Consider the following 12329-nt stretch of genomic DNA (forward strand, 5'->3'; position numbering starts at 1 on the left):
AGCCGATGAACTGCCCGGCGCACGTGCTGATCTTCCGGCAGGGCATCAAGTCCTATCGCGACCTGCCGATGCGCCTGTATGAAAACGGCTGCTGCCACCGCAACGAACCGCACGGCGCGCTGCACGGGCTGATGCGCGTGCGCCAGTTCACGCAGGACGATGCGCATATCTTCTGCCGCGAAGACCAGATCGTGGATGAAGTGCAGGCCTTCTGCGAACTGGCCGATCGCGTGTACAAGCACTTCGGCTTTACCTATTCGATCAAGCTGGCGCTGCGCCCTGAAAAGCGGTTCGGCACCGAAGAAATGTGGGACAAGGCCGAAGCCGAACTGCGCGCCGCCGTGGTGCGCGCTGGCCTTGCGACCGAGGAATACGGCTGGGAAGAACTGCCCGGCGAAGGCGCGTTCTATGCGCCCAAGCTGGAATGGCACCTGACCGACGCGATTGGCCGCACCTGGCAGGTGGGCACGATCCAGTCTGACCGCGTGCTGCCCGACCGGCTTGATGCAAGCTATGTGGGCGAGGACGGCGACAAGCACCGCCCGGTCATGCTGCACCGCGCGATCTTCGGTTCCTATGAACGCTTCATCGGCATCCTGATCGAGCATTTTGCCGGGCGTCTTCCGGTGTGGCTCGCCCCGGTTCAGGCAGTGGTGGCGACCATCGTTTCGGATGCGGATGATTATGCGACCGAGGCACTGGCCAAGCTGAAGGCGGCGGGCATCCGCGCCGACAGCGACCTGCGCAACGAGAAGATCAACTACAAGGTGCGCGAACATTCGTTGCAGAAAGTCCCCTATCTGCTGGTGGTGGGCAAGCGCGAGGCCGAGGAAGGCACCGTGGCGATCCGCATTCTGGGCGAGCAGCACCAGAAGGTCATGCCGCTGGACGAGGCGATTGCCTTGTTGCGGGGTGAGGCCCAAGCTCCTGATCTGGCTTCGCCGGATCTGCGGTGATGCTTCGACAAGCTCAGCATGAGCGGATCTAGTGGGATCGTATGATCCAGAACCGCTCATGCTGAGCCTGTCCAAGGACGCTTGATGCTGCTCGGCCTGCCGCTCCTTTCCATTGCCCTGTGCGCCTTGGCGGCCTTCGTTGCCGCCTTTGTACGCGGGCTGGCGGGGTTTGGCATGGCAATCCTGCTGGTGCCGCTGATCGGGCTGGTGATCTCTCCGGGTGAGGCGGTGGTCGTCTCGAACATGCTGGGGCTGCTGATCGGGCTGGTCGGCGCGCGCAAGGTGTGGAACGCGGGCGAAACAAGCGCGGGCGTGATTGGCGGCGTGGCCATGCTGCTGACGCCGGTGGGGCTGCTGGTGCTGTTCGCCACGCCGCCGGGGTTGGCGCGGGTGCTGATCGCGGTGGTGGCAATTGCGGCTTTCGTGCTGGTGCTGTTGCCCGCAAAGCCCGGACACGCGCCGGGCCGGGTCGAGACGGGATTTACCGGTGCGGCGGCTGGGCTGTTGACGGGCTTTGCGGGAATGCCGGGGCCGCCGGTGGTGCCATATTATCTGCGCCGCCCGATCCCGCGCGAAGTGGCGCGGGCATCAATGCTGACCGTTTTTCTGCTGACCTCTGTTGCCAGCACGGTGGCGGCCTTGGCGCTGGGACTGGCTTCGTGGCGCGATGCGCTGTTTGCAGCGTTGCTGTTCGTGCCGGTGCTGGCGGGCAATCATCTCGGGGCCAAGGCATTCGGCAAAGTGAGCGATGCGGCGTGGCGGGGGTTTGTGGGGTTTCTGCTGGCGATGTCGGCGTTGATGGCGATGATGCGGCTGATAACGGCAAATTAAGCGATTTCCCCTATTTCAGCGTTCGATTGGACGCTTGGGGGACCGATACGCATGACCTTGCATTTCCGCGCTCTGGCCGCACAGGCCGCCGAGGACAGCGCGATCTCCGCACAGGAAATTCTGGCGCTGCGTCGTGCTGCGTGGCCCGATGGCAAGATCGATCCCGAAGAGGCCGAGGCGATCTTCATCCTCAACGACCAGATTGCCGAGCCGACGCGCGAATGGTCGGACTTCTTTGTGGAAGCGCTGGTGGAATTCGTGGTGAACGGCACCGAACCGCGCGGCCATGTCTCCGAAGAGAACGCGCGCTGGCTGACGGAGCGCGTTTCGCACGACGGCAAGGTCGGCAGCCTGACCGAGATGGAACTGATGGTGCGCGTGCTGGAAAAGGCGCTCTCGGCACCTGACGGCTTGCGTCTGTTCGTGCTGCAGCAGATTGAGCGCGAAGTGCTGACCGGCGAAGGGCCGACGCGCTGCGGCGGAGAATTGCAGGCGGGCGTGATCTCGGCCGCAGAATGCACGCTGATTCGCCGCGCGATCTTCGCTTCGGGTGGTGACCGTCCGGCAGGCGTGAGCCAGCGGGAAGCGGAAATGCTGTTCCGGCTGAAAGACGCCACGCTGGGCGCGGACAATGCCCCGGCGTGGGAGCGCCTGTTCGTGCAGGGCGTGGGCAATTACCTGCAGGGCTGGAACGGAGCCAAGGGCCTGAAGCGCGAACGTGCGGGTGAACTGGAAGCGTTCATGAACGACCGCAGCAGCCATCTGGGCCGCTTCTTCGGGCGCATGGCGAAGACCAATGCCACGAGCTTTGTGCAGGCGCTGCGAGACGTGGGCTTCGGTCGCAAGCAACCGGGGCGGGACATTGCCGGTGAAGCCGGGCGCGATCATGCGGTGACCGATGGGGAGAACCTGTGGTTGCAGGCGCGGATCGATGCCGATGGGCAGAGCGACCCGCTTGAGCAGGCGCTGCTGACCTTTCTGGCCGACGCTTAAACCGTAAAGCTCTCACCGCAGCCGCAGGCGCCCTTGGCGTTGGGGTTCTGGAATACGAAACCGGCGGTGAAATCATCTTCCTGCCAGTCCATCGTGCTGCCGATCAGGTAGAGCACCGATGCGCTGTCTATGAAGAACAGGCCGCCGGGCGTTTCGATCTTTTCGTCCAGCGGGTTGGCTTCGGTCACGTAATCGACCGAGTAGGCAAGGCCCGAGCAGCCCCGGCGCGGGGTGGAGAGCTTCACGCCGATGGCGCCTTCGGGAGCCGTGTCCATCAGATGCGCCACACGCGCTTCGGCGCTGGCCGTGAGGATCACGGCAGCGGGGGGCGGGCGGCGGGTTTTGACTTCGGTGGTCATGGCTTCACCTATATGGGGAGCTTTCAGAGCATTCCCAGTTCTAGCTTGGCTTCATCGCTCATCTTTTGCGGATCCCACGGCGGATCCCAGACGAGGTTCACTTCGGCATCGCGCACGCCGGGCACGGCGGAGACGCGCAGTTCGACCTCTCCGGGCATCGATTCAGCCACCGGGCAATGCGGCGTGGTCAGCGTCATGGTGACCATGACGTGGGCATCGTCCGAAACGTCTACGCCATAGATCAGGCCCAGATCATAGATGTTGACGGGAATCTCGGGGTCGAAGATTTCCTTCAGCGCATTGACAACCCCATCATAGATATCGCCACCGGGTTCGCCGGGGGTGACGCCTTCGGGCTTGGCGGCCAGGAAACCTTCCAGATAATCGCGCTTGCGATCGAGCTTCTGTGCCGCCGTCTCTTCGGGCGCGTCTTCGACGAAAGCGCGCTTGGGGGAAGACACGGCGTCCACTTCCTCGACTGCGAACTTGGGATCGTTCTCGCTCATCCGAAAATCCTCATGGTCCTTTCGATCCCGCGCACGAGCGCGGCGATATCGCTTTCATCGCTGTAGATGCCGAAGCTGGCGCGCGCGGTGGCGGGCACGCCGAGGTGTGCCATCAGCGGTTGGGCGCAGTGGTGGCCTGCACGGATGGCAACGCCTTCTTCGTCAAGGATCGTGCCCAGATCGTGCGGGTGCACGCCTTCGAGCGCAAAGCTGAGGATGCCTGCGCTTTCCGCCGGGCCGAACAGCTTGACCGAGTTCATCCGGCCCAGCGCTTCGCGTGCCTTGACAACGAGCGCACATTCGTGGGCGTGGATGCTGGCGAGGCCCTGAGCGGCCACGAAATCCACCGCCGCGCCAAAGCCGATGGCTTCGACGATAGCGGGCGTGCCGGCTTCGAACCGCTGCGGCGCGGGGGCATATGTGGTGACCTCGAACGTCACCTTGTCGATCATCGCACCGCCGCCCTGCCACGGCGGCATGGCATCGAGAATTTCAGCCTTCGCCCAGAGCGCACCGATGCCGGTGGGACCATAGAGCTTGTGGGCGGAGAAGACGTAGAAATCGGCGTCCAGCGCCTTCACATCGACGGAGAGGCGAGCAACCGACTGGCAGCCGTCGAGCAGGATCTTTGCGCCGACATTGTGCGCGAGCGCGACCGCGCGGGGGGCGTCGAGCACAGAGCCGAGGACGTTGGACACATGCGCGAAGGCGACCAGCTTGTGCGCAGGCGTGAGCATCCGCTCTGCCGCGTCAAGGTCGATCAACCCGTCTTCGGTGAGCGGGCACACGTCGATGGCCACGCCGGTCCGGTCCCGAAGCATCTGCCAGGGCACGATGTTGGCGTGGTGCTCAAGCGTGGAGATCAGGATGCGGTCGCCGACCTTGAGATTCTGCTGTCCCCACGTCTGCGCAACAAGGTTGATCGCCTCGGTCGCGCCGCGCGTGAAGACCAATTCGCTTTCTTCGCCGCCGATCAGACCTGCCACCTTGCGGCGCGCGGCTTCGAAGGCCAGCGTCATGTCGGCCGAGCGGGCATAGACGCCGCGATGGACGGTGGCGTAATCGCTGCCGAGCGCGCGCGTGATGGCATCGATCACCACTTGCGGCTTCTGCGCGGTGGCTGCGGTATCGAGGTAGTGCCAGCGGGTGCCGTCAGGGTTGATGAGGCCGGGCCAAGTTACTGAACCCTGCTCCCCCGCGAAAGCGGGGGCCTCAGTCGGTTTACGCTGGGGTTCCGTATCAACACCGAGGTCCCCGCCTTCGCGGGGACGCAGTTGGGTTTGATCCGTCACAACACGGCCTCCAGTGCCTTGAGCGCAGCCTCGGTCAAGGCTTCCTCATCGGCGGCCCCCACGAAAGCTTCCGCGATGAAGGCTTGCAGCATCAGCTTCTTGGCGAGGGCTGGCGGCAGACCGCGCTGTGCCAGATAGAACAGGCCCTGCGCATCGAGTTCGCCCACGGCGCAGCCGTGCGCGCACTTCACATCGTCGGCATAGATTTCCAGTTCGGGGCGGGCATTGGCGGTGGCGGTACGATCGAGCAGCATGGCGCGGATCGATTGCGAGCCATCGGTACCAATCGATCCGCGCGCTACCACGACGCGGCCAAGATAGGTGCCCGTGGCCTTGCCGCCCAGCACCGAGCGCACGACCTGGCTGGAAACCGCGTCAGGATCGGCATGGACGACTTCGGTGACAATCTCGACCGTCTGATCACCACCTGCGATCTGCGCCGCGCCAAGATGAAAATTCGCGCCCTTGCCCAGCGTGACCTTTACCGCGATGCGGCCATAGGCGGACCCCGCGTTCAGCAGGCGAAGATCGTATTCCGCACCATCTTCCAGCGTGATCGCAATGTCCTGCGCTGCATCGTTGGCACCATCAAGCACGACGGCGCTTGCGCCCCGTTCACCGGCGGCGATGCGGATTTCCTGCACCGGCAGCGGCCAGAGCGTTTGCAGCGCGGCAAGATCGGCATAACGATAGGCCTCCTCGCTGCGGGTTGGCAGGGCAAGCGCCTCGCTCATGCCGCGACGGCCTCGTAGCCCTGCTCTTCGAGTTCGAGCGCGAGTTCCGGCCCGCCCGTGCGCACGATGCGCCCACCGGCAAGGACGTGGACGAAATCCGGCTTCACGTAATCGAGCAGGCGCTGATAATGGGTGATCAGCAGCACGGCCTTATCGGCTTTCCGCATAATCGCGTTGATGCCTTCGCCGCAGATGCGCAGCGCGTCGATGTCGAGGCCGGAGTCCGTCTCGTCCAGAATGGCGATCTTGGGATCGAGAATGCCCATCTGGACCATTTCGGCGCGCTTCTTTTCGCCGCCCGAAAAGCCGACGTTCACGGGGCGCTTCAACATGTCCATGTCCATGCGCAGCAGGGCGGCCTTTTCCTTGGCCAGCTTGAGGAATTCACCACCCGAAAGCGGGGCTTCACCACGAGCCTTGCGCTGCGCATTGGCGGATTCGCGCAGGAACTGCACGAAAGACACGCCGGGAATTTCGACCGGGTACTGGAAGCCGAGAAACAGGCCAGCGGCGGCGCGTTCATGCGGTTCGAGTTCGAACAGGTCCGTGCCATCCAATGTGGCCGTGCCGCCGGTCACTTCATAACCGGGACGCCCGCCGAGCGTGTAGCCGAGCGTGGATTTGCCCGCGCCATTCGGCCCCATGATCGCGTGGATCTCGCCCGCGTTGATGGTGAGCGACAGACCCTTTAGGATCGGCTTGTCGGCAACGGTGGCCTGAAGGTTTTCGATCTTGAGCATCTTCGTTTCTTTCAGCCGCGTCCGCGGGGGGAAGAGGTGCGCTGCGGGCGAGCGCCGGAGCGCGAATAGGATGGGCGTTGCGGGCGCGATACGGCGCGCAGTTCTTCGTAGCGGGCCTTCATCGCAGCAAGGACCGCGCGGGCCGCGCCTTCGGGATCGGCGGCGACGTCTGCAGCATCGTAACGGATGACCTTGAGGCCCACGGCGGCGAGGCTGGCATCGCGGCGGCGTTCGATATCCGGGTTGTCATCGCGGTTGAGCGCGACGACCAGCTTGAGCGGCTGGCAGGCGAAATCAACGATGGCCGAACCGATCACGGCAAAGCGCTTGAACTTGTACTTGCCGAGGTCTTCCTTGGCCAATTCATCGGCCAGCGCTGTGTGCGCAGCGTCAGGATCGCGGCGCATTTCACGCGCGGTATCGTGAATGGCATCGAGCCGCGAGCCGGAAATGGCCCAGCCGCGCCCCTTCTTCTGGATATTCGGCGCCTCGGTACGCTCGCTGGCCGGGCGGATGGTGAGGGTCTTTTTCATTGTGGCAAGCCCAGTGCAAAAATACATTCGTCATGCTGAACTTGTTTCAGCATCCATTTTGCGACCGGAACGGACGGTGCAGGATGAGAGATGGACCCTGAAACAAGTTCAGGGTGACGGTTGTGGAGAAGTGGAGCCATCACCCCACGCTCCCTTCAAGACTGATGCCGAGCAGCTTCTGCGCCTCGACCGCAAATTCCATCGGCAATTGCTGCAGCACTTCGCGGGCGAATCCGTTGACGATCAGCGCGACGGCGCTTTCCTGATCGAGGCCGCGCTGCATTGCGTAATAAAGCTGATCGTCGCTGATCTTGCTGGTGGTAGCTTCGTGTTCGATCGTGGCGCTGGGATTGCGCACTTCGATGTAGGGCACGGTGTGCGCGCCGCAGTCTGCGCCCAGCAGCAGGCTGTCGCACTGGGTGAAGTTGCGCACGCCTTCGGCCTGCGGAGCGACGCGGACGAGGCCGCGATAGGTGTTGTTGCTCTTGCCCGCGCTGATCCCCTTCGACACGATGGTCGAGCGCGACCCCTTGCCGTTGTGGATCATCTTGGTGCCGGTATCGGCCTGCTGGTAGTTGTTGGTGACGGCGACCGAGTAGAACTCGCCCACCGAATCTTCGCCGTTCAGCACGCAGGACGGGTACTTCCAGGTGATCGCGGATCCGGTTTCCACCTGCGTCCACGAAACCTTGCTGCGCGCGCCCTGACACAGGGCACGCTTGGTAACGAAGTTGTAGATGCCGCCAAGCCCCTCGGCGTTGCCGGGATACCAGTTCTGGACAGTGGAGTACTTGATCTCGGCATCGTCGAGCGCAACCAGTTCCACCACAGCGGCGTGAAGCTGGTTTTCATCGCGCTGCGGCGCGGTGCAGCCTTCGAGGTAGGAGACGTAGGCCCCCTTGTCGGCCACGATCAGCGTGCGTTCGAACTGTCCGGTGTTTTCCGCGTTGATGCGGAAATAGGTGGACAGTTCCATCGGGCAGCGCACGCCTTCGGGAATGTAGACGAAGGTGCCATCTGAAAAGACCGCGCAATTCAGCGCCGCAAAGTAGTTGTCGTGCATGGGCACGACCTTGCCCAGCCACTTCTTGACGAGATCGGGGTATTCGCGGATCGCTTCGGAAATCGAGCGGAAGATCACGCCTGCGGCTTCCAGTTCCTTGCGGAACGTGGTGGCCACGGAAACGCTGTCGAACACGGCATCGACCGCAACCTTGCGCGCGCCTTCAACGCCTGCGAGCACTTTCTGCTCTTCCAGCGGAATGCCGAGCTTTTCGTAGACGCGCAGGATTTCGGGATCGACTTCATCAAGGCTGCCGAGCTTGGGCTTGGCCTTGGGCGCGGCCCAGTAATAGGCCTCCTGATAATCGATCGGCGGGATGTTCAGCTTGGCCCATTCGGGCGTGGGCATGGTCAGCCAGTGGCGATAGGCCTTCAGACGCCATTCGAGCATCCACTCCGGCTCGTCCTTCTTGGCCGAGATGAAGCGGACGGTATCTTCGGACAGGCCCTTCGGCCCGTACTCCTGCTCGATATCGGCAACCCAGCCGTGTTCGTATTCAGCAACTTTTGCTGCCGCATCACGCGCTGCCTGATCTTTTACGTCTACGTTCTCGGTCATGCCATAACCTCCGTCGCCAAAGCGGCAGGACGGGACAATTGGGTAAGCGGGATACCTGCGAGGGCACCGCGAAGCGCGGCATCGACAGCAGGCCAGTGCGGACGGACGGTGCACGCAGATTCAAGCGTGCAATCGTGGCGCCCATGCTCGCTGCAAGGCGTGAGCGCAATGGGGCCTTCGACAGCTTCGACGATATCGGCCAGCGTGATGGCGGCAGCCGGGCGTGCGAGCTTCAGCCCGCCGTGCGCGCCGCGCGCCGATTTGAGCAACCCGGCAGCCGACAGTTTGCTGACCAGTTTCTGCACGGTGGGCGCGGGAAGGCCGGTTTCATCCGCCAGTTGCTGCGCCGACACGCGCTCTCCGCCACAGTGCCGTGCGGCGGCGCTCATCGTGACGACGGCGTAGTCGGCCATGCTGGAAAGGCGCATCGGCGGGTGTCCCGGAATGACGATCTGCAAATCAGACCGAATCGTTCCGGTTACCTAGGCGCGGTTACCGCATGGTGCAAGGCATCCGCACCTGACGGGCGTGGCAACTGGCCAAAAAAAGGGCGGCCGCGCTCCACAAGGGATCATCGGCCGCCTTCAAAGTCGAGAACCCAGCACATCGCTGCACCGAGCCCTTCGGGTCGCACAGCCTTCCTAGGCAGAAGCCCTGATGATGAATTGTATGGATTCGACAATTTCGGTGGCATTCGGGCAACATTCGTCGATCATTCAATTACAAAAGCCGTCATATCCGACAGATTCGAACTTGGCCGCGCGCCATTATCGTCGCAAAGATGCCACACGAGGTACGCCGACGATCACCGATCGCAGGCTGGACTGGCCTCGATTCGATCCTATCCGTTCGCAGAACCGGAACCTTTCGCCCGTGACGCCTTATTCGCTGCTGCGCCCGTTCATTTTCCGCATCCCTGCAGAGCCTGCCCACCGTCTGACGATCAAGGCTTTGTCGTTGAACCAGCCCGGCGGCCCCAAAGCGCCGACCCCTGCTCTTTCGCAGCGTGTTGCTGGAATCGCGTTTCCCAACCCGGTTGGCATGGCACCGGGTTTCGACAAGAACGCCGAAGTGCCCGATGCTATGCTGGGCCTTGGTTACGGCTTTGTCGAAGTGGGCACGGTCACCCCGCTACCGCAGGAGGGCAATCCGAAGCCGCGTCTGTTCCGGCTGGTTGAAGACCGCGCGGTGATCAACCGCATGGGCTTCAACAACGAAGGCGCTCAGGCGGTGGCGAACAGGCTGGTGCGGCGACGCGAAACCGGTCTGCACGGTCTGCCGGGGATCGTGGGCGTGAATATCGGCGCGAACAAGGATTCGGTCGATCGTATTGCCGACTATGCGCAGATGACCCGGATGATGGCCCCGCTGGCATCGTACCTTACAGTCAATATCTCTTCGCCAAACACGCCGGGCTTGCGGGCCTTGCAGGATGAAGGTGCGCTTTCGGCGCTGCTGGATGCGGTGATCGAGGCGCGCGGCAACATCAACGTGCCGATCTTCCTCAAACTCGCGCCAGATCTTGAACCTTCTGACATCGACAGCATTTGCCGCATCGCGCTGGAAAAGCAGCTTGCAGCGCTGATCATATCGAACACCACGATCACGCGACCGGGACTGAAATCGCGCCATGCCGCCGAGGCAGGCGGCCTGTCGGGCGAACCTTTGCGCGAACTGGCGCTGCAGCGCTTGCGCGATTTTCGCAAGGCCAGCGGCGGGGCGATCCCGCTGATCGGCGTGGGCGGCATCGCCACGGTGGAAGACGCCTGGGCACGCATCCGTGCAGGAGCGAGCCTGATCCAGATTTACAGCGCAATGGTCTATGAAGGGCCGGGTTTGGCGGGCCGGATCGTGGCGGGGCTTGAAAAAAAGGTGCGCGAAGCGGGCATGACCTCCATTGCCGAGGCGGTTGGCAGCGAATAGCCTTGGGCGCATGACCATATTGCGCCAGTTTCGCTTCCTGCCGATTTCCGCCGTCCTGCTTGCCGGGGCCTGCGTGCCACCGCCGGGCGCTTCGGTGGCTCCCCCCAATCCAGCCCCCGTTACATCGGCGGCAGACGGTGTTTCCGTAGATGGGCCGGGCCTTGTTTCCGCAGCCGATGCCCGCGCGGCCGAAGCCGGGGTGCAGATGCTCCGGCTTGGCGGCAGCGCGACGGACGCGGCTATTGCCACGATGCTGGCGCTGACCGTGGTGGAACCGCAAAGCTCGGGCATCGGCGGGGGCGGCTTCCTTGTGCTGGGTGACGCAGCGGGCACGGTCGAAACGATCGACGGACGCGAAACTGCACCCAAGGCAGCGACACCGCAGTGGTTCTATGTCGATGGCAAGCCTCTGGTATGGCCCGATTCCGTGATCGGCGGGCGCAGCGTTGGCGTGCCAGGCAACCTGCGACTGGCGGCGATGGCGCACAACGAAAAGGGCCGGATCGCGTGGCGCACGCTGTTCCAACCCGCGATCAAACTTGCGCGCGATGGCTTCGAAATCACGCCGCGCCTGCGATCGATGCTGGCAGCAGCCAACCGCACCGGCGCATTCGACCCCGCAGCACGCGCGCTGTTCTATGACGCAGCCGGAGAGCCGCTGCCGGTGGGCACAATCGTGCGCAATCCAGCGCTGGCCGCCACGCTGGAAAGCATCGCCGCGCGTGGGGCGGACAGCTTCTACACCGGTGACAATGCGGTGCTGCTGGCCAGCAAGGTTGGCACATCCCCGCGCAACCCATCCCCGCTGACCACCGCCGATCTTGCCGCCTACAAGGCCGTGAAGCGCGATGCGGTGTGCGGCCAGTATCGCCAGTATCGCGTGTGCGGGATGGGGCCGCCCAGTTCCGGCGGAACCACCGTTTTCACGATCCTGAAGCAGCTTGAGCGCTTCGACATGAAAGCGCTTGGCCCTGCCAGTCCTGTAGCGTGGCACCTGATCGCCGAATCGCAGCGACTGGCCTATGCTGACCGCGAGCAATATCTGGCCGATAGCGATTTTGTGCCCGTGCCGCTGGCCGGGCTGATGGACCCGGCCTATATCTCCGGGCGGTCTGCCCTGATATCCGACAGTGCAACGATGGTCAGCGCGATGCCGGGCAAACCTGCGGGTGCGAAACTGGCGTTCGCGCGGGCCTTGCCGCAGGAAGAGCACGGCACCACCCATTTCGTGACGGTGGACCGCTGGGGCAATTCCACCAGCTATACCTCGACCATCGAAGGGCCGTTCGGATCGGGCCTGATGGTGGGCGGATACTATCTCAACAACGAATTGACCGATTTCAACATCGTGCCCGACAAGGACGGCAAGCCCACCGCCAACCGCGTGGAAGGCGGCAAGCGCCCGCGCAGTTCAATGGCGCCGACGCTGGTCTATGGTCCTGATGGCACCCTGCGGCTTGCCGTAGGCGCGGCGGGCGGCACGACGATCCCCGCGCAAGTGGCCAAAGCGATCATCGGCGTGCTGGACTGGAACCTGTCGGCGCGCGATGCGATTGCCCTGCCGGTGATCTACGCGCCGGGCGGCAGTGCGGTCTTCGTGGAAAAGGGCACCAGTCTGGAAGGCATGATCCCGGCGCTGCAGGCGCTGGGCCATGCGCAGATTTCAGCGCGAGGGCCATCGTTCAAGGCCAATGCGATCGAGCGGGTGTCTGTGGGCGGGAAATGGGTGTGGCGCGGCGCTGCCGATCCGCGAAGCGAAGGGGCGGCAGTCGCGCCCTGACGCGGACCTGACATCACGCAACACCGGTTGCCGTAAGGGCAGTGCGGCACTAGGTTCCGAT

General features: G+C 63.6%; 13 protein-coding genes. 5 read left to right on the plus strand and 8 right to left on the minus strand.

What is annotated here, in order from left to right; translation table 11 throughout:
- From thrS to ACOVQ0_RS20000, 3 genes are all read left to right on the plus strand, one after another.
- Positions 1-956: threonine--tRNA ligase (thrS, locus tag ACOVQ0_RS19990; RefSeq protein WP_421888673.1), on the plus strand; the 956-nt coding region annotated here is incomplete at its 5' end.
- 84 nt (positions 957-1040) lie between these two features.
- Positions 1041-1787: a sulfite exporter TauE/SafE family protein gene (locus ACOVQ0_RS19995; protein ID WP_421888675.1), complete on the plus strand. Its 747-nt coding sequence runs from the start codon at positions 1041-1043 to the stop codon at positions 1785-1787.
- 51 nt (positions 1788-1838) lie between these two features.
- Entirely contained in the window at positions 1839-2780 is a 942-nt protein-coding gene (locus tag ACOVQ0_RS20000; RefSeq protein WP_421888677.1) for a hypothetical protein, read from the plus strand.
- On the opposite strand, the gene ACOVQ0_RS20005 is transcribed toward ACOVQ0_RS20000, so the two are convergent.
- The 8 genes from ACOVQ0_RS20005 to ACOVQ0_RS20040 form a co-directional block, all read right to left on the minus strand.
- Positions 2777-3139 carry a HesB/IscA family protein gene (locus ACOVQ0_RS20005; protein ID WP_421888679.1) on the minus strand — a complete coding sequence of 121 codons (363 nt, stop codon included), beginning with the start codon at positions 3137-3139 and terminating at the stop codon, positions 2777-2779. The genes ACOVQ0_RS20000 and ACOVQ0_RS20005 overlap by 4 nt on opposite strands.
- 23 nt (positions 3140-3162) lie before the next feature.
- Complete coding sequence (locus tag ACOVQ0_RS20010; RefSeq protein WP_421888681.1) at positions 3163-3645, minus strand: SUF system Fe-S cluster assembly protein; 483 nt, start codon at positions 3643-3645, stop codon at positions 3163-3165.
- On the minus strand, positions 3642-4808 hold the full coding sequence (locus tag ACOVQ0_RS20015) for a cysteine desulfurase (RefSeq protein WP_421888721.1): 1167 nt from the start codon (positions 4806-4808) through the stop codon (positions 3642-3644). Before ACOVQ0_RS20015 ends, ACOVQ0_RS20010 begins: the two co-directional genes overlap by 4 nt.
- A gap of 125 nt (positions 4809-4933) precedes the next feature.
- Entirely contained in the window at positions 4934-5671 is a 738-nt protein-coding gene (locus ACOVQ0_RS20020; protein ID WP_421888683.1) for a SufD family Fe-S cluster assembly protein, read from the minus strand.
- Entirely contained in the window at positions 5668-6411 is a 744-nt protein-coding gene (gene sufC, locus ACOVQ0_RS20025; RefSeq protein ID WP_421888685.1) for a Fe-S cluster assembly ATPase SufC, read from the minus strand. Before sufC ends, ACOVQ0_RS20020 begins: the two co-directional genes overlap by 4 nt.
- Before the next feature lie 11 nt (positions 6412-6422).
- Positions 6423-6944, minus strand: a complete 522-nt coding sequence (locus ACOVQ0_RS20030; RefSeq protein WP_421888687.1) for an endonuclease domain-containing protein — start codon at positions 6942-6944, stop codon at positions 6423-6425.
- Between the two features lie 139 nt (positions 6945-7083).
- Positions 7084-8565, minus strand: coding sequence for a Fe-S cluster assembly protein SufB (gene sufB, locus ACOVQ0_RS20035; protein ID WP_421888689.1), 1482 nt, complete (start codon positions 8563-8565; stop codon positions 7084-7086).
- Positions 8562-8993: an SUF system Fe-S cluster assembly regulator gene (locus ACOVQ0_RS20040; protein ID WP_421888691.1), complete on the minus strand. Its 432-nt coding sequence runs from the start codon at positions 8991-8993 to the stop codon at positions 8562-8564. Before ACOVQ0_RS20040 ends, sufB begins: the two co-directional genes overlap by 4 nt.
- Positions 8994-9438: 445 nt before the next feature.
- On the opposite strand from ACOVQ0_RS20040, the gene ACOVQ0_RS20045 reads away from it, so the two are divergent.
- Positions 9439-10488 carry a quinone-dependent dihydroorotate dehydrogenase gene (locus ACOVQ0_RS20045; protein WP_421888723.1) on the plus strand — a complete coding sequence of 350 codons (1050 nt, stop codon included), beginning with the start codon at positions 9439-9441 and terminating at the stop codon, positions 10486-10488.
- A gap of 10 nt (positions 10489-10498) precedes the next feature.
- Complete coding sequence (gene ggt, locus ACOVQ0_RS20050; protein WP_421888693.1) at positions 10499-12268, plus strand: gamma-glutamyltransferase; 1770 nt, start codon at positions 10499-10501, stop codon at positions 12266-12268.
- The last annotated feature ends 61 nt before the right edge of the window (positions 12269-12329 follow it).

It is taken from the genome of Novosphingobium sp., from assembly GCF_049240505.1.
In the GTDB taxonomy this organism is placed as follows: Bacteria; Pseudomonadota; Alphaproteobacteria; order Sphingomonadales; family Sphingomonadaceae; genus Novosphingobium.

Excerpts from the sequence above, each read along its gene's own strand:
- ACOVQ0_RS19995 (WP_421888675.1), top strand. The coding sequence starts at position 1,041 with ATGCTGCTCGGCCTGCCGCTCCTTTCCATTGCCCTGTGCGCCTTGGCG.
- ACOVQ0_RS20000 (WP_421888677.1), top strand. The coding sequence starts at position 1,839 with ATGACCTTGCATTTCCGCGCTCTGGCCGCACAGGCCGCCGAGGACAGC.
- ACOVQ0_RS20005 (WP_421888679.1), bottom strand. The coding sequence starts at position 3,139 with ATGACCACCGAAGTCAAAACCCGCCGCCCGCCCCCCGCTGCCGTGATC.
- ACOVQ0_RS20010 (WP_421888681.1), bottom strand. The coding sequence starts at position 3,645 with ATGAGCGAGAACGATCCCAAGTTCGCAGTCGAGGAAGTGGACGCCGTG.
- ACOVQ0_RS20020 (WP_421888683.1), bottom strand. The coding sequence starts at position 5,671 with ATGAGCGAGGCGCTTGCCCTGCCAACCCGCAGCGAGGAGGCCTATCGT.
- sufC (WP_421888685.1), bottom strand. The coding sequence starts at position 6,411 with ATGCTCAAGATCGAAAACCTTCAGGCCACCGTTGCCGACAAGCCGATC.
- ACOVQ0_RS20030 (WP_421888687.1), bottom strand. The coding sequence starts at position 6,944 with ATGAAAAAGACCCTCACCATCCGCCCGGCCAGCGAGCGTACCGAGGCG.
- sufB (WP_421888689.1), bottom strand. The coding sequence starts at position 8,565 with ATGACCGAGAACGTAGACGTAAAAGATCAGGCAGCGCGTGATGCGGCA.
- ACOVQ0_RS20040 (WP_421888691.1), bottom strand. The coding sequence starts at position 8,993 with ATGCGCCTTTCCAGCATGGCCGACTACGCCGTCGTCACGATGAGCGCC.
- ggt (WP_421888693.1), top strand. The coding sequence starts at position 10,499 with ATGACCATATTGCGCCAGTTTCGCTTCCTGCCGATTTCCGCCGTCCTG.